The organism is Rhizobium sp. FKL33, assembly GCF_005222915.1.
Taxonomy (GTDB): domain Bacteria; phylum Pseudomonadota; class Alphaproteobacteria; order Rhizobiales; family Rhizobiaceae; genus Rhizobium_E.
Genome location: NZ_STFX01000018.1, coordinates 67,093 through 84,921 on the forward strand (window position 1 = coordinate 67,093; position 17,829 = coordinate 84,921).

Sequence of the window (17,829 nt, forward strand, 5' to 3'; positions counted from 1 at the left end):
GGCTCTGCCTGTTCAAATGACTTCGGCGAGCGTTTTCATGGATTCCCGCATGATCGCGGCATGCTCGTCGCGGCTGCCGCCATGGATCTCGATGTCGGCAAGGCGTCCGGAATTTTCGACCACCATGCGGCACCGTTCCCAGCGCCGCGCCTCGAAGGCCGAGAGGGCGTCTTCCACCGATGACGCGCGTGCGACTTCCTCGGCCAGCACCATGGCGTCCTCAATGCCGATGCAGGCGCCTGCCGCGAGATGCGGCGTCGTCGCATGCACGGCGTCGCCGATCAGCGCCACGCGCCCCTTCCTCCAGGGGCGCGGCATCAACATCTGCTCGAGCGGCCGGTAGATGACGTGATGCTCGTTGGACAGTTGGTCGGCAATGGTCTGGATGATCGGCGAAGGAAACTTTCTCAGCAGCGCCCGCAGCGTTTCGACGAAGGTCTCCGGAGCCACGAAGTCGTTGACTTCCTTGTCTTCCGTCAGGAAGAGATAGGCCTTGTCGGGCGACACGCCGTTCAGGCCGACCTTCAGCTTAGGCCCCATCCACATGGCGACAGTGGTGATTTCCGCGGGCCGAGGCAGCACGGCTCGCCAGACCGATTGTCCGATGAAGCGGGGCTTGGGCGCTTCTGGAAACAGTTTGGCGCGAACGCTGGAATAGAGACCATCCGCGCCCACGGCCAGATCGTATCGCTGCGGCTCGGCATCGCCGAACCCGACCCAGACGCCGTCCTCGCGGTTTTCGATCGTCGAAAAGGTTGCGCCGAGCCGGACATTGACGCCTGCGGCGCGGACCGCCTCCTGCAGGATCTTGGCCAGCGCCGGCCGCATGATGCCGCCGCCGCCCGGAATGTCCGGACCCGCCACCCGCGGCGTTGGGAGGTTGACGAGAACGCGGTCGTCGGGACCGCGTATCTCGACGCCATCGGAGGCGAAGCCCTCTTCCATGAAACGGTCGAGAAGACCGAGATCCTTGAGCACCCGCAGGGTCGAGCCATGCAGGCTGATGCCGGCTCCATAGGATCGCCAGCCCGGATCGACTTCGAAGAGATCGACTTCGACGCCCTGGCTGGCCAGCCGCGCCGCCGCCGTCATGCCGGCAAAGCCGCCGCCGATGATCAGTGCCTTGTTGATGCCTGCATTCATAGTGCTACCTCCTCCTCGGTCAGAGCGGCGAAAACTTCGCCCTGCTCGTTGACCGTCAACTCCACGCGCGTCAGCCCCTGCCCCAGGCAGGGACCCAAGACGCATTCTCCCGTTTGCATGTCGAACAGCGCTCCATGCGAATGGCAGGCGATATGCGTGCCATCGCCATTCAGGTAAGCGTTGGACCGCCAGGCCATCGGCGTGCCCTGCGGATAGTGAGGGCAGGCGTCGAGCCAGGCATGCAGTCGCCCGTCCTTGCGCAGAACGATAATCTTGCGACGATATCCTCCGACCGGACCGAAGCCTTTGGCTTCGCCCTCGCCGACATCTGCGGAATTGCAGAGACCCACGAGACGCGATGCGGGGGACAACATCGGCTTAGCCTTTCGCGCCCGGAGGCGGCCCGCCGGGGGCCCATTTCTCGCGCATTTCGAACAGCACGATCTGGGAGGCTTCCGCGCCCATCGGCGCTTCGCGCGCCACCCAGCTGTCGTCATGCTTGTCCATGTCGGCGTCATATTCGAAATGACAGCCGAGCGGACTGTTGAAATACCAGAACCAGTTCGAACCAAACTTGTGGCGGCCCGGGCCCCAGAAGCTCTGATAGCCCTTTTTGACGAAGCGGGTGCCCGCGACCATCAGTTCGGTCGGTCCACCCATATGGAAGGCGAGGTGCTCGCAGCCCTTCATATATTCCGGCGTGCGGATGAAGAAGAGCGTGTGATGGTCGTCATTGGCTTTGGGCCTCAGGAACGGACCAGCGCCCTTGAGTACATCGGTAATCACGAAACCAAGCCGGTTGCAGTAGAAATCCGTGGCGATCTCGATATCGGGCACGAAGAGCACAACATGGCTGAGCGTCCGCGGCGCGGCCGGCATTTCTTCCCATACGCCGATCTCGTTGGGCTTGCGCTGCGCCGGCGCCCCGGGCGCGTTGATCTTCTCGGCCGGCATGTTGAGTTCGCGGCGGATCGTCACCTGGAATTTGAGCTCGAAACCATGGGCGTCGCGGGTTTCGATGGAGCCGTCGGCGAGGCGCGTGACGCGGCGATCTTTGGAAAGCTCAGCCTCGATCGCGTCGAGATCCTCCGTGGAGCGCACGCCATAGACCTGCTGGCGCAGCAGATTGGCGGTGGGAAGCGGCGCGGGCAGCGACGGGTCGGACTTGTGCCTGATGATGATGCCGGTGCCGTCGAGCGCGGCGAACAGTCCGCCGGTGTGATCGACATCGACGGGGTGCAGGCCGAAATCACGGAGATAGTCAGAAGCGGCGGCGACGTCGTCCACGCCGAAAACCAGATAGTCCGGTCCAATGATGTTCATGGTGATCCTCCCTTCGACCGGCGCGTCAGCGACCGGCAAACAATCTGTATTCGCGAGCGATGAGAAAAGCGGCTGAACGCTCAGCCTCCGTCGCGTGGGCGTTGAGCGCTGCGCGGCAATGATCGAGAAGACGGCGCGCCTCGTCTTCACCGTCCGTCCAGAATTCATCGACGGCGGCAATGGGCCCCGGCGTGACGGCCGTGTTGCGACAGTGGCCGGAATAGGCGACATCGCTGGCGGCAAGACGTTCGGCGACATCGACAGCGGGTTGGCCGGCGGGCCTGACGACGAACACTTTGACGTCGGTCGAGGCGGATGCCGGCTCCCGCACGCGCTCTTCCGAAAACGGCTGGCCGATCACATTGGCGTTGTCGACAAAGCGTGGTTCGTCAGGACGAAGGCGTTCGTTGTAGAACGCAGTTTCCCGAGAGGCCTTCAACGACCCCAGATCCTCGAACCAGATCTGGGTGACGAAATCCAGTCCCAGGCGCAGAGCGGCGGGCGCGGCGTCATCTCCGGCAAAAACCGCATCGAGCCCATGGTTCTGCACATATTTGCGTGGGGCGTTTTGCGGATCGGCAGCAATATAGTCGAGCACGATCCGGCCGTGCACGTCCTTCATATGGCGGCGATGCTCGACCAGGGTCTGACCCGGAGAGCGCCGCCCGAACATCATCAGCTTGATGGTCATGCCGCGCCGTCCTGGGCCGTGCGTCCGCCGAGAATTTCCGCGACCCAATCGGCGATGTAGGCGCCGGCATTGGCGGAATTGTCGAAGCTCGAATGCTGGACGCCGCCGGTTCGGGCGTCGAAAATCTTCAATTCTCGCTTTGGGCTGTTGACCAACTGGTCATAGGTCGCCTGCGCCCAATGCAGCGGGATCTGGCTGTCCTTTTCGCCATGGGTGACGAGAAAGGGAACACGGATCCGGTCGAGCACGCCGTCGAGATGGACGTTTTCGGCGATGCGCATGAATTCATCCATGTCCTTGGCGCCCCAGACCCACTGAACATGCGCCCAGTAATGCGGCACCGGGAAATTGCCTTCCCGGGCAAGGCGCTTCTTCTGCACGTCGCGCCAATCATGATTGGCGCCCCAGATAACGCCGCAGGCGAAACGGGGCTCAAAGGCGACGGCGCGGGGACAGTAATAGCCGCCGAGCGAAACGCCTTCCATGCCGATGCGCTTCGCATCGACCTCGGGCAAGGTCTCCAGCCAATCCACCACGCGACTCGCCCAGTGCTCGCTGTCGTAGCGCGCCGTGAGACCCTGAAGCCGGAGCGCTTCGCCGGTTCCGGGCTGGTCGACCACCAGCGAAGCAATGCCGCGCTTGGCCAGCCATTGCGGCAGACCGACGAGGAATTTCATTTCCTTGGTGCTGTCGAGGCCGTTGACCTGGACCAACAAAGGCTGCGGACCGCTGACGCCTTCGGCAGGCACATAAAGCGCCGACAGATGCGCGCCTTCATACGGGATCTCGACGCGGCGGCAGGACGAACCCGAAAGGCGCAGTCCCTTTGCGAACGTATCGAGAAAGCGGCGGTAGAGCGCAACCCGGCCTTCGGCCCCGTGTGCCTGTAAGCGCTCGGCGGTCAACAGATAATTGGCGGCGCGAATGAGCTTGTCGCCGGCGGACATCATCCGGCCCCGCGCCTCGTCTTCCTCGGCGAGCGAGATCAACTTGTCGCCCATGCTGACCCAGGTTTGGCGAAAGGCCATGACGCCGGCTGCGTCCGGGGCCTTGGCGGCTTCCTGCAGCGGCGCGCACATTTCCTCGATCTCCCCGATCCGCGCGCCCATTTCGATGGAGAGATCCACCGAGAGGTTCCAGACATAATTGGTGGGGAAATACTTGAACATGACGCCTCCTCAACTCTCCGGCGCCGGTCACTCCGGCGCGACAGGCGGCAACCGACAGCGGCGCGTTTGCGCGCCGACCGATGGCTCCTCCCTGGCAAAGACTTAACGAAAAGCAAAACGTTTATGAAATTGGTTGTTTCAATCCATGCTATTGATATGGTGAATACGTGGAGGAACCCATGCGATTCAAAAATCTCGATCTCAATCTGCTGGTTGCGCTCGACGCGCTGATCCGTCTGCGCAATGTCAGCCGCGCAGCCGATGAAATGTTCATCACGCAATCGGCGATGAGCAATGCGCTCGGACGCCTCCGCGAATATTTCGACGATCCGCTGCTGATCCAGGTCGGACGAACCATGGAGCTTTCGCCGCTCGCCGCCTCGCTCGAACAGCCGTTGCGCGACATCATCGTGCGCATCGACAGCGCGGTCGTCTCGACGCCGTCGTTCAATCCCGCCGATTCCCGGCGGGTGATCGGGATGGTGGTCTCCGACTATTCGCTTCACACTCTGGTGCCGATTTTCCTATCCATCGCCGCACAGGAAGCTCCGGGGCTTCAATTCGATTTCAAGCCGCAACAGAATTTCCCGCATCTCCTTCTCGAAAAGGGCGAAGCGGATCTGCTGATCGCACCATCGGTGTTTTGCTCCACCCAGCATCCCTCGGATGTGCTGTTCGCCGATGAGATCTGTTGCGTCACCGACTCTTCCAGCCGTTTTGCAAAGGGGGAGAGAATGACAAGGGAGCAGTTCGAGACATCGGGGCACGTGGTCATGCGGCCGCCGAACGGCGGAGAAAGCTTTGCCGAGCGGGCATGCCGGGAAGTCGGTCTCGCCATTCGGGTGGAAGTCTCGACCTACGCCTTTTCCACGCTGTCCCTCTTGGTGCGCGGGAGCAATCGTCTGGCGCTGGTCCAAAAGACGCTCGCCACCGAGATGGTCAAGACCGGGGGGCTGACAATGGTGGCGCCGCCGCTCGAGCTGCCGCTTCTCGAACAATCCGCGCAGTGGCACAGCTATCGTTCGCGGGATCCCGCCCTGACCTGGGTGCGCGAGAAGCTGAAATCCGCCGCGAGAATTCTCGCCGCTAGGAGCCAGGAGCCCGCCAGGCATTAGAGATATGAATACATAATATTCTGAATCAAAATTTTACAAATGCCAATTGCCTGCCGTACCCAAGAGACGGGGAGAATATCACAAAACATCCGGCCTGAAGCGCCATGAGCGAATTTTGTGCGCTCTGGCGCCGGTGTTGACGCGCGTTTGCCGTCATGAGTTTGGCCGGCGGCATGGCCCGTTCCGACCGCAACGCGGCGGGACGGCTGAGCGATCTCCCCGAGGACATACGAACATCCAGCCTGCGGGTTGGCGTCGGGATCATGAGGAGGACGAATTGAAAATCCATACGAGCATTTTGGTTGCAGCTTTAGCCTGTTCGGCAGCGCCTGCTTTCGCCGCCGAGAACGGCAACAGTCAATACGCGCCCGGCGCCTCGCAATTCTATGGCGGCGCAATTCCGCCCTATGAGGGCTTCTATTTCCTGTCTCAAACGAGCTATTTCAGCGCCAACCGCACCAATGACGGCGATGGAAACGAGGTTCCGATCGATTTCAGCGTCAAGGCCGCCGTCGAGACCATGCGCTTCATGTATGTGTCGGATATCAAGATCGGCGAGGCGCAGCTTTGGGGTCAGCTCGTCCTGCCGGTGATCCATCTGGATCTCGATACCGCGTTCGGCTCCGACAACGCCTTCAATATCGGCGACGCCACAACCACCATCGGCCTGGCCTGGCATCCGGACAGACACCAGACTTTCGTGATGGGCCTCGACGTCGGCATCCCGACGGGACCCTATGATGAAAACGCCTTGGCCAATACGGGTCTGAACCATTGGTCGTTTCAGCCGACGCTCGGCTATCATTACTCGGATCCGGAAGGACTGGAATTCGCCGCCGCGGCGCGCATGATCTTCAATACCGAGAACACGGCGACCGACTATGAGAGCGGCAACGAATTCGTGCTGGACTATGCGGCTGGCTGGAACTTCGGCAAGATCCGCGCCGGCGCCGTCGGCTATTTCATCAAGCAGTTCACCGATGACGAGGGGCCGACGGCGGCGGCGGATGGCCATCGCGGCGAAGGTTTCGCCATCGGCCCGTCCTTGACCTACAGCTTTAATCCCGGGCTGCAGCTCAGCGCCTCCTGGCAGCACGATGTCTATTCGGAAAACCGCTCCCAAGGCGACTCCGTGTGGGTGAATTTCGCGACGAAATTCTGAGGCGGATCAGTTCTGCTCCCGATGGAAAGCCGGCTCCGCCACGCATGGGCGGAGCCGGCTTATTTCGAGGAAGGCATGGGAGACAAAACAACAAAGCCGCTGATTAAGCAGGCGCGTATTCGTTCGCCGAAAACAGGTGATGATGCACCTTGCCGGTGAACATCTTGAGAAGCTCTCCGGTCACCGCGCGGCTCTGGACGCGGGCGTCGGAGGCCAGCGCCTGTTCGACAGCGGCCATGTCGGGATAGCGGATGGCGAGCGCCATCGCATAGACCGGCGCGCCTTCGTCCCGGTCGAGCCCGTCGAGAACACGGATTTCTTCTGCGCCGGGAAAGCGGGTCCAGAGCGGCACAAGCCGTTCCTTGACGAAGGCGCGGAACTGTTCTTCCATGCCGGCATGGATCTCGCCCTCGAAAAGGGCGTAGCGAATAATCATGACATATCCTGAGAAATGCGGCCCGAGGCCGGTTGGGAGGTGGTCCGGACGGCGAGCCGCCCGGACCGTCGAGGCTCAGACGCCCCAGACTTTCTTGTAGGCGTCGCGATAGCCGTTGTCGGGATCGAAGGTGTTCTTCGGGCCGCCATCGAATTCGACATTGTCCGAAGTCACCACGTGCAGCGGCGACACGTAACCCGACCAGCCCTCGCCGGCAAAAGCGCGGTTCAGTTCGTCGACCAGCTGCCAACCCTGCAGATTGAGCGGCTCGGCCACCGTGACCTTCTGATACTGCTTGGCGCGGATGCGCTGATAGGCGCTTTCCGACCCATCGCCGGCGGCGACATTGATCGGCGCGCCGTCGCCGGGAATGCCCGCGCCCGACAGAGCCGGCCCCATGAAGTCGAAATAGAGATCGTTGATCGCCAGCGAATGCGTCCAGGCGGCGCCGTATTTCTGCAGAAGCGCCACAGTCAGCTGCGGCATCCGCTGGGAGGTTTCGGCGATCGGCGTGTCGACATATTCGAGCACCGTGCCGCCGAGCTTCTCGATCTCCTCCTTCATACGGTCGGCCTTGGCGATGGCGATCGCATAGGTCGAGTCGGTAAAGATGATCACGCCCGGCTTGCCGCCGGCATCGACATAGGCGTAATTCGCCGCAGCCTTGGAGACTTCCATGGCGTCGGTGGTGACATTGGCGAAGACGCCGACTTCCGGAACCGGACCGACTGCGGATGAGGCATGCCACGACACCATCGGGATCTTGGCGGCCTTCGCCTGCTCCATCGCCGGCGCCTGTTCGACGGCGTCGAAGCCATTGATGATGATGCCGTTCGGCGAGAGCGCCATAGCCTGGCCGAAGGCGGCCGTGCGGGCGTCGATCGAGCCGGCGCCATCCAGCACGGTCACGGTCCAGCCGATGGCGGTCGCTGCTTCCTGGATGCCGTTGACGACGCCGAGCTGGCCGCCATTCTTCATGTCGCCCACGAGAATGACGATGTTCTTGCCGGTCTGGGCCTTGGGACCGGTGGTCGGGCCATCCCATTTGTCGACCTTGGTGGCGTATTTTTCGACGACGGCCTTGGCGTCCGTCATCGGATCCGCCAGCGCGGGAAGCGCCGCGGCGAGTGCGAGCGTGGCGACGCCGGCCTTCAGAAATGTTCTACGATTCATGGTTTCCTCCTCCTGTTGATGATGCGCGGCCTCCTCAGACCGCGGGTTTTGATGGTTCGGGGGCGCGCTTGATCACCGCGCCTTTCTTGCGTTGCGCGTAGCCGGCGATGCCGATGGCGACGAGAAGCGTGACGCCGTTGAACAGCGGCTCCACAAAGAAAGCGCCGCCCATCTGCTGGATGCCGGAGATCCCGACCGCTAGGATCGCAACGCCAACGAGGGTGCCCCAGACATTGACGCGGCCCGGCTTGATGGTGGTCGAGCCCAGAAAGGCGCCGACCAGCGCCGGCAGCAGATATTCGAGACCGACGCTCGCCTGGCCGATGCGCAGTTTCGAGGCGAGCAACACGCCGGCGAGCGCCGACAGGAAGCCCGACGAAATGAAAGCGCCGATCACGAATTTGCGCACCGGAATGCCGTTGAGCGCCGCCGCCTTGGGATTTGCGCCGATGGCGTAGACGTAACGTCCGATCGGCAAATATTCGAGCACGATATAGAGCAGCGCGGCCAGCGCCAGCACGTAGAAGCCGGTGATCGGCAGGCCCAGAAACATCGTCCCGTTGAGCGCATAGAAGCCTTCCGGCAACAAGCCCACAACCTGGCGGCCGCCCGTATGCCAGAGCGCGATGGCGTAGAGAACCGTGCCAGTGCCGAGGGTTGCGATGAAAGAGTCGATCTTGGCGACTTCGACCAGCAGCCCGTTCAGGAAACCGCAGATGACGCCGAGCGAGAGCACGATCAGCACCGCGACCGGCCAGGGCAACCCGAACATGGTCTGCAGCGAAATCGCCAGCACGTGCCAGAGAACGATGCCATAGCCGATGGTCAGGTCGATGCGACCGGCCGCCATCGGGATCATCGCCGCCAGCGCCAGGATGGCGATGATCGCCTTGTTGGAGATGATCGAACGCAAATTGAGAAGCGTGGGGAAGGTCGTCGGCAGGATCAGCGAAAAGATCAGGATCAGCGCGAGCGTCAGGATCACCAGACCATAGACCGGCAGAAGACGCATGACCTTTTCGCTTGTCGTCAGGCCCCGCATCTCGCTGCGCGTCGGCTCGAGCGCGGTGGATTGGATGGATTGCATGATGATTACTCCTCGCTCGCGGTCAGGCCGCTTCGGATGCCGATGCGGCGGCGATGACGGATTGGACGGACAGTTGATCGCCGCTCAATTCGCGGACGATGGCCCCGCGCGAGAAGACCAGCGCGCGGTGGCAGATATGGGCGATTTCCTCGAAGTCGGTGGAGACCACGATCACCGCCAGCCCGGTTTCGAGCGCGCGGGCGATCAGCCGGTAGATATCGGCCTTGGCGCCGACATCGACGCCGGCGGTCGGATCCTCGGCGATCAGCAGCTTGCGGCCGGTCGCCAGCCAACGTCCGACGATCACCTTTTGCTGATTGCCGCCCGACAGAGCCTCGATGGCGAGATCTGGGTCATTGGGGCGGAGGCCGACGGATGCGCCGATCTCGCGCGCCTTGTTCGCCTCACGACGCGGTGACAGGAAGGAGAATAATCCTCTGCCGGCTGCGCCCGGGTTGATGAAGGTGTTTTCGCGGATCGACAGCGACATTGCCGCCGATTCCTCGGTGCGGTCGCGGGCGATCAGGCCGACGCCGGAGCGCATGGCCGCAATCGACGAGGAGAGATCGGGCGTCTCGCCATGAATGGTGACATCGCCGGAGAATGGTTCGGCGCCGAACAGCGCCCGGCCGACGAGTTCATGACCCGCGCCGCGAAGGCCGACAAGGCCGAGCAATTCGCCGCGGCGAACATCGAAACTCACCGGCGCGCCACCCTCGCAGACGAGGTCGCGGATGCGCACCACGGGCTCGGCGGCGACAGTGCCCGCCTTAAAGAACAGTTCGGTCGCCGGCCTACCGACGATCATCTCGATCAATTCGGATGGCGTGGTGTCGCTGACCGATTTCTGGCCAACCAGCTTGCCGTCGCGCAGGACCGCGACGCGATCGGCGATGCGGAACACCTCGTCGAGACGATGCGACACATAGATCATGCTGACGCCACGCGCTTTAAGCGGGCGGATGGCGGCGAACAGCCGTTCCACCTCATCGGCCGGCAGGCTAGCGGTCGGCTCGTCGAGCACGAGAATATCGGCCTCGACGGCAAGGGCGCGGGCGATGGCGACGAGCGACTTTTCCGTGCGGGTGAGCTGGGAGACGCGCGTCGAGGGATCGAAGGTGCAGCCCACGAGCCGCAGAGCCTCCAGCGCCCTCGCCTCGGTCGCGTTCCAGTCGATCACGCCCGAGCGCATCGAAAAACCCTGGGCGAGGCCGACATTTTCGCCGACCGTCATCCACTCGATGAGACCGAGATCCTGATGGATGAAAGCCACCGGCTGGCGCTCGTTCGGCTTGGGCGGGCGATGATGATAGGCCGCGCCGCGAAAGCGGATCTCGCCTTCGTCGGGCTTGTAGATGCCGGCCAGCGTCTTGATGAGCGTGGACTTGCCCGCGCCGTTCTCGCCGAGCAGCGCGACGATTTCGCCCTCTCTCAGATCGAGCGAAACGGAACTCAGCGCGCGCGTGCCGCCGAAAATCTTGGTGATGGAGCGGAACTCCAGCAATGCCTTGTCAGTCAACGGCGCTCCTCCCAAAGTACCGCAAGTGATGTCATGTTAGCGATATCACAGCGCGACAGTCAAGCCCCTATCGGGCAAGCGAACGGAAAATCAACGATCAGATGAGGCGAAATCGCCGTCCAGCAGGCGCATGGCCTCGGCGGAATCCTTCGACCCAAGCCCGGCCGCGCAGAGCAGGCGATTGACCTCGACGACCTGAGCGGTCATCGGCAGGGGCACGCCCGTTTTCAGCGCAAACGCCTGCAGGGAATTCAGGTCTTTCAGCATATTGTCGATACGGCCCGTGGGGCTGTAATCGCGGGCGGCGAATTTCGCCATGAATTCCTGCATGATACGGTTGTCGGCCCGGCCGCCCGCAAGCGCCGCCGGGATCTGGCTCGCATCGACGCCGCCCGCTTCGGCGAGCTTCACCGCCTCCGCCACCGCCTGGAACATCACACCGCAGAACAGCTGGTTGATTAGCTTCACGGTCTGCCCGGCGCCCGAAGGCCCCATCAGCGTATAATTGGCCGCGAGATGGCGCATCACGTGGCGGGCCCGCTCGAAATCGTCGGCTGCCCCGCCCGCCATGATCGTCAACCGACCGGCAAGCGCGCCGGGCGCGCCACCGGACAGCGGGCAATCGACCCAGGCCATGCCCGTATCCGACTCCAGTTGCGCCGACATCTGCGCCGTGTCGACGGGATCGATCGAAGACATATCGATGAGAAGCTTATCGCCCGAAGCGCCTTCGGCGACGCCATTCCGGCCAAAGACTGCGGCGCGCACGATCGCAGCGCTGTTGAGGCTGAGGATGGTGAAATCCGCCCCGCGCGTAGCGGCCGCAGCCGTTTCGGCGGCGACAGCGCCATCTGCGACCAGCGCGCCGACCTTGGCTGCATCGAGGTCGAAGACATGAACCTGATGTCCTGTCTCCAGCAGCCTGCGGGTGATGGCCGATCCCATGATCCCAGCCCCGATCACCGCCACTGCTGTTTTGTTACCGTCCGACATCATGTCCTCCCTCTTCCGCTTCAGGCTGCGGATTGCCCGATTTCATCCAACGCCCGCGCCACGATCTCCTCCGGCGCAAGCGCAATATCGATGGTCACGACGCCCTCTTCCCCGCTGGGATCTTCGAGCGTCGCCAGCTGCGAGGTCAAGAGCGAGGCCGGCATGAAATGGCCCGGTCGCGTCGACATTCTCGCATGCAAAAGCGCCTGATCTCCCTTGAGAAACACAAAGCGGACGCGCCCGGGAGCCGCCGCCCTCAGGCGATCGCGATAGATCTTCTTCAGCGCCGAGCAGGACGCTGCCACAGACCGGCCGCCGGCAAGTTCCTGCGACACCGCCGCCGCAATTCGGTCGAGCCAGGGAAAGCGGTCGGCATCGGTGAGCGGCGTTCCCGCCGACATCTTGGCGATGTTTTCAGCCGGATGCTGCGCGTCGCCCTCGATGAAGGCGCCGCCGATCTCTGCCGCCAGCCTCTCGCCGATCGAGGACTTGCCGCAGCCCGAAACGCCCATGACCACGACGGCCATGACGTCAGAGGCAGGTGGTGATGCCGCCATCGACATAGAGCATGTGTCCGTTGACGAAGGAGGATGCGGGGCCTGCGAGGAACACGGCAGCGCCGATCAGTTCCTCGACATTGCCCCAACGACCGGCGGGGGTGCGCTTTTCCAACCAACCGGAAAACTCGGGGTTGTCGACCAACGCCTGATTGAGCGGCGTCTTGAAATAGCCGGGACCGATGCCGTTGATCTGCAGCCCGTGCTTGGCCCAATCGGCGCACATGCCGCGCGTCAGGTTCTTCACCGCGCCCTTGGTGGCGGTATAAGGCGCGATCGACGGGCGGGCGAGCTCGCTCTGCACCGAACCGATATTGATGATCTTGCCGCGGCCGCGCTTGATCATATGTCGGGCTACGGCCTGGCTGGTGTAGAACATGCTCGAAATATTGGTTCTCAGCAGTTCGTCCCACTTGTCGGCGGGAAACTCCTCGAGCGGCGCGCGAAACTGCATGCCGGCATTGTTGATGAGAATGTCGATCGGACCGATTTCGGCCTCGATCGCATCGATGGCGGAGGCCACGCTCGGGTTCGTCACATCGAAAACCCGGCCATGCGCCTCATAGCCCTTGTCCTTCAGTGAAGCGACCGCCTGCTCCACCTTCTCGGCACCGCGACCATTGATGACGACCCGCGCGCCATGCGCAGCAAGCCCTTCCGCCAAAGCCAGGCCGATGCCCTGGCTAGAGCCGGTGACGACGGCAAGCGCGCCGCCAAGATTGAACAAATCGGACATGAAACTCCTCCTCACCTGTCGCCGAACCGGATTTTTCCCTCATCCCGTTCCGCTTGACCATCCCTTGCGGGGCGGCCTTGACATGGCGATACGAGTTATATGATATCGCTAACATGCGCAAGACGCCGCAAACAGAAAATCGGGAGGACGCTATGACCAAGCCAGACATTCTCATGATGGGAGCCTATCCCCAATGGGATATGGAAGATCTCGAACAGCGCTATACGCTGTTCAAAGTCTGGGAAGCCGACGATCGCGACGCGCTGATCGCCTCAGCCGCAGGCTCGGTGCGGGCCATCGCCACACGCGGCGAACTCGGCGCTTCGGCGGAGCTGATGGCGAAGCTGCCGAATCTCGAAATCGTCTCCTGCTACGGCGTCGGCACCGACGCCATCGATCTCGCTTACGCCAGGAGCCGCGGGATTCGTGTTACGAACACGCCCGACGTGCTGACCGGCGACGTGGCCGACATCGCCATCGGGCTCAGCCTGGCTATCTGCAGGCAAATCCGCGAAGGGCATGACTATGTGCTGTCGGGACAATGGGCCAAAGCCAATATGGGTCTGGTGACCCGCTTCTTCGGCAAGAAGGTCGGCATTGCCGGCATGGGCCGCGTCGGCGCGGCCACCGCCAAGCGCGCCGCCGGTTTCGATTGCGACATCCGCTATTTCGACACCCAGGCGCGCGACGACCTGCCTTGGGATTTCGAGCCTGATCTCAAGGCGCTCGCGGCTTGGTCGGACTTCCTGATCGTGACGATCGCCGGCGGTCCCTCGACCTATGGCATCGTCAACGCCGATGTGCTCGCAGCGCTCGGCCCGGACAGCTATCTCATCAATGTCTCGCGCGGCACCACGGTCGACGAGCCCGCGCTGCTCGCCGCACTGGAAAACAAGGTGATCAAGGGCGCGGCGTTGGATGTCTTCCACAACGAGCCCCGCATCGATCCGCGTTTTCTGGCGCTGCCGAATGCACTGCTGCAACCACATCACGCTTCGGGCACGGTGGAAACCCGCAAGGCGATGGGCCAGCTGGTGCGCGACAATCTCGCCGCGCATTTCGCCGGCAAGCCGTTGATCACACCCGTGGTTTGAGGAGCGACGACATGAAAGCCATCGTCATTCACGCCGCCCGCGATCTGCGCGTCGAGGATCGTCCGCTTGAAACGGCAGGCCCAGGTCAGGTCGAGATAACACTCGAGGCCGGCGGCATCTGCGGTTCGGACCTGCATTATTTCAATCATGGCGGCTTCGGCGCGGTGCGCCTGCGCGAACCGATGATCCTCGGCCATGAGGTGGCGGGCCGCGTCGCGAGCCTCGGCGCCGGCGTCTCCGGCCTCGCGGTCGGCGACCGCGTCGCCGTCTCGCCGAGCCGGCCCTGCAACAGCTGCCGATACTGCCTCAAGGGTCAGCAGAACCAGTGCCTCAATATGCGCTTTTACGGCTCGGCCATGCCGTTTCCGCATATCCAGGGCGCGTTCCGCCAGCAGTTGATCGCCGAGGCCTGGCAGTGCCACCGCATCGAAGAAGGCGTGTCCATCCATGAGGCGGCGATGGCCGAGCCTTTCGCCGTCTGCCTGCACGCCGTCAATCGCGCCGGCAGCCTTCTGGGAAAACGCGTTCTGGTGACCGGTTGCGGTCCGATCGGGTCGCTGGCGATCATCGCGGCGCGCGCACATGGCGCCCGTGAAATCGTCGCCACCGATGTCGCCGACGGCGTGCTGGCGCTGGCGGCGAAAATCGGCGCCGATCGCACGATCAATGTCGCCGAACGGCCCGAGGATCTCGCCGCCTATGGCGCCGACAAGGGCACATTCGACGTGATGTTCGAGGCCTCCGGCAATGAACGCGCCGTGCGCGCGGGGCTGGAAGCGTTGGCGCCGCGCGGCGTGCTGGTGCAACTGGGTCTCGGCGGCGATATCTCGCTGCCGCAGAACATGGTCGTGTCCAAGGAGATCGAGATTCGCGGCGCGTTCCGCTTCCATGAGGAGTTCGGCCTCGCCGTCGATCTCATCAACAGGAAGCGGGTCGATCTCAAGCCGCTGCTGACGGGTGTCCTGCCGCTCGACGAAGCCCAGCAAGCCTTTGAACTCGCCAGCGATCGCTCCCGCTCGATGAAGGTGCAGATCGCCTTCTGACCTAAATCTGGTCCGCGCCAACAGCCGAGAGCGCGGCGCGGGCCACTTCGAGATCCTGGTCTCCCGTGCCAGACCCCACGCCGATGCCACCGACCAGCACGCCGTCGAAACGGATCGGCAATCCACCCGGAAGATTGGTTGTGCCGCCCTTGGTGGCCAGACCAAAGGTCACACTGGTCTCAAAGGCCTGATGGCCGGACGGAGCATTGTGAGAGGCCGAGAACCGCGCTTTTCCGGTTGCCGTCTCGATCGACAGATATTTCGCGCCGTCCATGCGAATACCTGCGAGAAAAACGCCGCTTGTATCGACGATGACGATATTCTGGGGAATGCCTATCTCCTCGGCCTTGGAGACGGCGGCGGCGAGCGCGGCCATAGCGCCGGCATGCGACAGCGATAGAGTCTGGCGAACAGGATTCATGGATCTTTCCTTCTCAGGCGCTTTCGCGCAACACGACGCGATAAGGCGTCAGAATCAGTTCATCGGCCGCGCCGTCCGTCCCTGACTGCAGAGAGCGCAACACCCGCTCAGCCGCCAGACGGCCGATACCGTAACAGTCGACATCGACGGTGGTGATGCGCGGATAGCAGGAGGCTGAAATCTCGTAGTCACCGAAACCGGCAATGGCGATGTCGCCTGGAACCTTCATGCCGCGCCGCTGACATTCCATCAGCGCGCCGAAGGCCGAAAGGTCAGAGACGCAGAGCACGACGTCGGTATCGGGCCAACGCTCCAGCACCGAGGCGATCGCCTGGCCGCCCTGCTCGGTCGAGATCGGTGGAATGCCGAAAGAGATGACCCGCCCCTGCGGCAGGCCCATCTCGGCGAGCGCTTTCAGAAAGCCTTCCTTGCGCTGATTGCCGCGCGTGTCGCGCTCCGTAGTCCCGCCGATATAAGCGAATTTTTTATAGCCGCGCTGGGACGCCAGCGTGCGAACAAGCGTCGCCATCGCCTCGCTGTTGGAGAAGCCGACGACCTGGTCGATCGGGTCTGCCGGCAGCTCCCAGGTCTCGACCACAGGAATCCCTGCATTTTCCAACATCTTTCGGGCGCGCGGCGTATGCGCGCCGCCGGTCAGCACGATGCCTTCGGGCCGCCGCCGCAGCATCGATTCGATCAGCTTTTCCTCTTTCTCCATCGAATATTCGGTATAGCCGAGCAGCAGTTGCAGGCCGCTTTTCTCGAGCGCATCGGTGAGCCCGCGCGCGGTGTCGGAGAAGTTGGAGTTGTTGATCGACGGCACCAAGGCGGCAATGAAGCCGGTGCGGCCTGAGGACAGGCTGCCCGCCGATTGGTCGAGCACATACCCCAGCGCATTGACGGCGGCGTCGATCCGCTCGCGCAGTTCGCGCGACACCCGGGGATCGTTGCGCAGCGCGCGCGATACAGTCATGGCCGAAACGCCGGCATGGCGCGCGACATCGGCCATGGTCGCCTTGCCAGGCGAAACCTGCTGGCGTTGCTGCTTCGCGGGCGGCGGAGATTTTTTCACGCGGGCGAGCCTCTCGCGGTATGTTTGGGGTTGAATGGCGGGGAGAAAGACCTTGATCTCTGCGCCAATCCGATTATCGATAACATAGATTTTGCATGCGGAGGAGGCAAGCCATGTTTGGGGAGATCGAAGGCGCGGGTTTCGAAATTTTGGATCCCCGGTTCGGGGCCTGTTTCGTCGGTCACGCCCGCGTCGAACGGCTCTGGACGGGGGGACGCTGGCTCGAGGGGCCGGCATGGTTCCCGGCCGGGCGCTATCTGGTGTTCTCGGACATTCCGAACAACCGCATGCTGCGCTATGACGACACCTCGGGCCAGGTTTACGAGTTCAGAGCGCCGTCGAACAATTCCAACGGCAACACGGTCGACGCTCAGGGACGGCTGGTGACCTGCGAGCACCTCACCCGCCGCGTCACCCGCACCGGCTTTGACGGACGGATCGAGGTGATCGCGGACCGCTCCGGCGGCAAGCGTTTGAACTCGCCCAACGACGTCGTGGTGAAATCGGACGGCTCCATCTGGTTCACCGATCCCTCCTACGGCATCCTGCATGATTACGAAGGCGACTATGCCGAGCAGGAGCAGAACGGCTGCCATGTCTACCGCGTCGATCCCGGCGGCTCGATCGCGGCGGTGGCCACCGATTTCGAAAAGCCAAACGGTCTGGCCTTTTCGCCCGACGAACGCATACTTTATATCGCCGACACCGGCGCGTCTCATCTCGAAGGCGGCCCGCGCCATATCCGCAAATTTCGGGTGACCGAAGACAATAGTCTCGTGGACCAGGGCGTGTTCGCCGTTTGCACGGCCGGCCTGTTCGATGGTTTCAGGGTCGATCGCCTCGGACGGATCTGGACCAGCGCCGCCGATGGCGTGCATTGCTATGACCCGGACGGAACGCTGATCGGCAAGATCCGCATTCCCGAATACGTCTCCAACGTCGCTTTCGGCGGCGAGAAGCGCAACCGGTTGTTTATTTGCGGGACGACGTCGCTCTACGCGGTCTATCTGACGGCAAACGGCGCGTCGCTGCCCTGATCAGCAGGGGAGCGCGTAATACGATTGGTGTTTAACTCTGTCGCCCGAAGAGCGGGCG

General features: G+C 62.9%; 19 protein-coding genes. 5 read left to right on the top strand and 14 right to left on the bottom strand.

What is annotated here, in order from left to right; all coding sequences use genetic code 11:
• Positions 1 to 12: 12 nt before the first annotated feature.
• The 5 genes from E8Q41_RS10870 to E8Q41_RS10890 are packed head-to-tail and all read right to left on the bottom strand — an operon-like array spanning position 13 to position 4,326.
• Positions 13 to 1,143, bottom strand: a complete 1,131-nt coding sequence (locus tag E8Q41_RS10870; protein ID WP_137155563.1) for an FAD-dependent oxidoreductase — start codon at positions 1,141 to 1,143, stop codon at positions 13 to 15.
• Positions 1,140 to 1,517, bottom strand: coding sequence for a Rieske 2Fe-2S domain-containing protein (locus E8Q41_RS10875; RefSeq protein ID WP_137155564.1), 378 nt, complete (start codon positions 1,515 to 1,517; stop codon positions 1,140 to 1,142). Before E8Q41_RS10875 ends, E8Q41_RS10870 begins: the two co-directional genes overlap by 4 nt.
• Before the next feature lie 4 nt (positions 1,518 to 1,521).
• Positions 1,522 to 2,466: a VOC family protein gene (locus E8Q41_RS10880; protein ID WP_137155565.1), complete on the bottom strand. Its 945-nt coding sequence runs from the start codon at positions 2,464 to 2,466 to the stop codon at positions 1,522 to 1,524.
• Between the two features lie 25 nt (positions 2,467 to 2,491).
• Positions 2,492 to 3,157, bottom strand: coding sequence for an EthD domain-containing protein (locus E8Q41_RS10885; RefSeq protein ID WP_137155566.1), 666 nt, complete (start codon positions 3,155 to 3,157; stop codon positions 2,492 to 2,494).
• A complete protein-coding gene (locus E8Q41_RS10890; RefSeq protein ID WP_137155567.1) occupies positions 3,154 to 4,326 on the bottom strand; it encodes a prolyl oligopeptidase family serine peptidase in 1,173 nt (390 codons plus the stop codon). The genes E8Q41_RS10885 and E8Q41_RS10890 overlap by 4 nt, the downstream gene beginning before the upstream one ends.
• Positions 4,327 to 4,505: 179 nt before the next feature.
• Between E8Q41_RS10890 and E8Q41_RS10895 the strand changes: the two genes are divergently transcribed.
• Positions 4,506 to 5,441, top strand: coding sequence for a LysR substrate-binding domain-containing protein (locus E8Q41_RS10895; protein WP_137155568.1), 936 nt, complete (start codon positions 4,506 to 4,508; stop codon positions 5,439 to 5,441).
• Between the two features lie 277 nt (positions 5,442 to 5,718).
• On the top strand, positions 5,719 to 6,603 hold the full coding sequence (locus tag E8Q41_RS10900; RefSeq protein WP_170976444.1) for a transporter: 885 nt from the start codon (positions 5,719 to 5,721) through the stop codon (positions 6,601 to 6,603).
• Between the two features lie 103 nt (positions 6,604 to 6,706).
• On the opposite strand, the gene E8Q41_RS10905 is transcribed toward E8Q41_RS10900, so the two are convergent.
• The 7 genes from E8Q41_RS10905 to E8Q41_RS10935 form a co-directional block, all read right to left on the bottom strand.
• The gene (locus tag E8Q41_RS10905; protein ID WP_137155570.1) at positions 6,707 to 7,039 is read right to left on the bottom strand and encodes a hypothetical protein; all 333 of its coding nucleotides are present in this window, start codon (positions 7,037 to 7,039) and stop codon (positions 6,707 to 6,709) included.
• 75 nt (positions 7,040 to 7,114) lie between these two features.
• Entirely contained in the window at positions 7,115 to 8,212 is a 1,098-nt protein-coding gene (locus E8Q41_RS10910) for a substrate-binding domain-containing protein (protein WP_137155571.1), read from the bottom strand.
• Positions 8,213 to 8,246: 34 nt separating this feature from the next.
• Positions 8,247 to 9,299, bottom strand: a complete 1,053-nt coding sequence (locus E8Q41_RS10915) for an ABC transporter permease (protein ID WP_137155572.1) — start codon at positions 9,297 to 9,299, stop codon at positions 8,247 to 8,249.
• 22 nt (positions 9,300 to 9,321) lie between these two features.
• Complete coding sequence (locus tag E8Q41_RS10920) at positions 9,322 to 10,818, bottom strand: sugar ABC transporter ATP-binding protein (protein WP_137155573.1); 1,497 nt, start codon at positions 10,816 to 10,818, stop codon at positions 9,322 to 9,324.
• A gap of 90 nt (positions 10,819 to 10,908) precedes the next feature.
• Entirely contained in the window at positions 10,909 to 11,811 is a 903-nt protein-coding gene (locus E8Q41_RS10925) for an NAD(P)-dependent oxidoreductase (protein ID WP_137155574.1), read from the bottom strand.
• A 20-nt stretch (positions 11,812 to 11,831) separates the two neighbouring features.
• Positions 11,832 to 12,374 (bottom strand): gluconokinase, encoded by a 543-nt coding sequence (locus E8Q41_RS10930; RefSeq protein WP_137155575.1) that lies wholly within the window; start codon positions 12,372 to 12,374, stop codon positions 11,832 to 11,834.
• Entirely contained in the window at positions 12,343 to 13,104 is a 762-nt protein-coding gene (locus E8Q41_RS10935) for an SDR family oxidoreductase (protein WP_137155576.1), read from the bottom strand. Before E8Q41_RS10935 ends, E8Q41_RS10930 begins: the two co-directional genes overlap by 32 nt.
• 152 nt (positions 13,105 to 13,256) lie before the next feature.
• Between E8Q41_RS10935 and E8Q41_RS10940 the strand changes: the two genes are divergently transcribed.
• Both E8Q41_RS10940 and E8Q41_RS10945 read left to right on the top strand, forming a co-directional pair.
• Positions 13,257 to 14,198 (top strand): 2-hydroxyacid dehydrogenase, encoded by a 942-nt coding sequence (locus tag E8Q41_RS10940; protein WP_137155577.1) that lies wholly within the window; start codon positions 13,257 to 13,259, stop codon positions 14,196 to 14,198.
• A gap of 11 nt (positions 14,199 to 14,209) precedes the next feature.
• On the top strand, positions 14,210 to 15,241 hold the full coding sequence (locus E8Q41_RS10945) for an L-idonate 5-dehydrogenase (RefSeq protein WP_137155578.1): 1,032 nt from the start codon (positions 14,210 to 14,212) through the stop codon (positions 15,239 to 15,241).
• Between the two features lies 1 nt (position 15,242).
• Here the strand turns inward: E8Q41_RS10945 and E8Q41_RS10950 are convergent, their stop codons facing one another.
• Entirely contained in the window at positions 15,243 to 15,662 is a 420-nt protein-coding gene (locus E8Q41_RS10950) for a heme-binding protein (RefSeq protein ID WP_137155579.1), read from the bottom strand.
• A gap of 13 nt (positions 15,663 to 15,675) precedes the next feature.
• A complete protein-coding gene (locus tag E8Q41_RS10955) occupies positions 15,676 to 16,671 on the bottom strand; it encodes a LacI family DNA-binding transcriptional regulator (RefSeq protein WP_137155687.1) in 996 nt (331 codons plus the stop codon).
• A 176-nt stretch (positions 16,672 to 16,847) separates the two neighbouring features.
• On the opposite strand from E8Q41_RS10955, the gene E8Q41_RS10960 reads away from it, so the two are divergent.
• Positions 16,848 to 17,771, top strand: a complete 924-nt coding sequence (locus E8Q41_RS10960) for an SMP-30/gluconolactonase/LRE family protein (RefSeq protein WP_137155580.1) — start codon at positions 16,848 to 16,850, stop codon at positions 17,769 to 17,771.
• The last annotated feature ends 58 nt before the right edge of the window (positions 17,772 to 17,829 follow it).

Bases quoted from the DNA above. Each gene is read 5' to 3' on its own strand.
- E8Q41_RS10925 (WP_137155574.1), bottom strand. From the start codon at position 11,811: ATGTCGGACGGTAACAAAACAGCAGTGGCGGTGATCGGGGCTGGGATC.
- E8Q41_RS10915 (WP_137155572.1), bottom strand. From the start codon at position 9,299: ATGCAATCCATCCAATCCACCGCGCTCGAGCCGACGCGCAGCGAGATG.
- E8Q41_RS10870 (WP_137155563.1), bottom strand. From the start codon at position 1,143: ATGAATGCAGGCATCAACAAGGCACTGATCATCGGCGGCGGCTTTGCC.
- E8Q41_RS10930 (WP_137155575.1), bottom strand. From the start codon at position 12,374: ATGTCGATGGCGGCATCACCACCTGCCTCTGACGTCATGGCCGTCGTG.
- E8Q41_RS10890 (WP_137155567.1), bottom strand. From the start codon at position 4,326: ATGTTCAAGTATTTCCCCACCAATTATGTCTGGAACCTCTCGGTGGAT.
- E8Q41_RS10935 (WP_137155576.1), bottom strand. From the start codon at position 13,104: ATGTCCGATTTGTTCAATCTTGGCGGCGCGCTTGCCGTCGTCACCGGC.
- E8Q41_RS10945 (WP_137155578.1), top strand. From the start codon at position 14,210: ATGAAAGCCATCGTCATTCACGCCGCCCGCGATCTGCGCGTCGAGGAT.
- E8Q41_RS10960 (WP_137155580.1), top strand. From the start codon at position 16,848: ATGTTTGGGGAGATCGAAGGCGCGGGTTTCGAAATTTTGGATCCCCGG.
- E8Q41_RS10940 (WP_137155577.1), top strand. From the start codon at position 13,257: ATGACCAAGCCAGACATTCTCATGATGGGAGCCTATCCCCAATGGGAT.
- E8Q41_RS10880 (WP_137155565.1), bottom strand. From the start codon at position 2,466: ATGAACATCATTGGACCGGACTATCTGGTTTTCGGCGTGGACGACGTC.
- E8Q41_RS10905 (WP_137155570.1), bottom strand. From the start codon at position 7,039: ATGATTATTCGCTACGCCCTTTTCGAGGGCGAGATCCATGCCGGCATG.
- E8Q41_RS10895 (WP_137155568.1), top strand. From the start codon at position 4,506: ATGCGATTCAAAAATCTCGATCTCAATCTGCTGGTTGCGCTCGACGCG.
- E8Q41_RS10875 (WP_137155564.1), bottom strand. From the start codon at position 1,517: ATGTTGTCCCCCGCATCGCGTCTCGTGGGTCTCTGCAATTCCGCAGAT.
- E8Q41_RS10910 (WP_137155571.1), bottom strand. From the start codon at position 8,212: ATGAATCGTAGAACATTTCTGAAGGCCGGCGTCGCCACGCTCGCACTC.
- E8Q41_RS10950 (WP_137155579.1), bottom strand. From the start codon at position 15,662: ATGAATCCTGTTCGCCAGACTCTATCGCTGTCGCATGCCGGCGCTATG.
- E8Q41_RS10955 (WP_137155687.1), bottom strand. From the start codon at position 16,671: ATGGCCGATGTCGCGCGCCATGCCGGCGTTTCGGCCATGACTGTATCG.
- E8Q41_RS10885 (WP_137155566.1), bottom strand. From the start codon at position 3,157: ATGACCATCAAGCTGATGATGTTCGGGCGGCGCTCTCCGGGTCAGACC.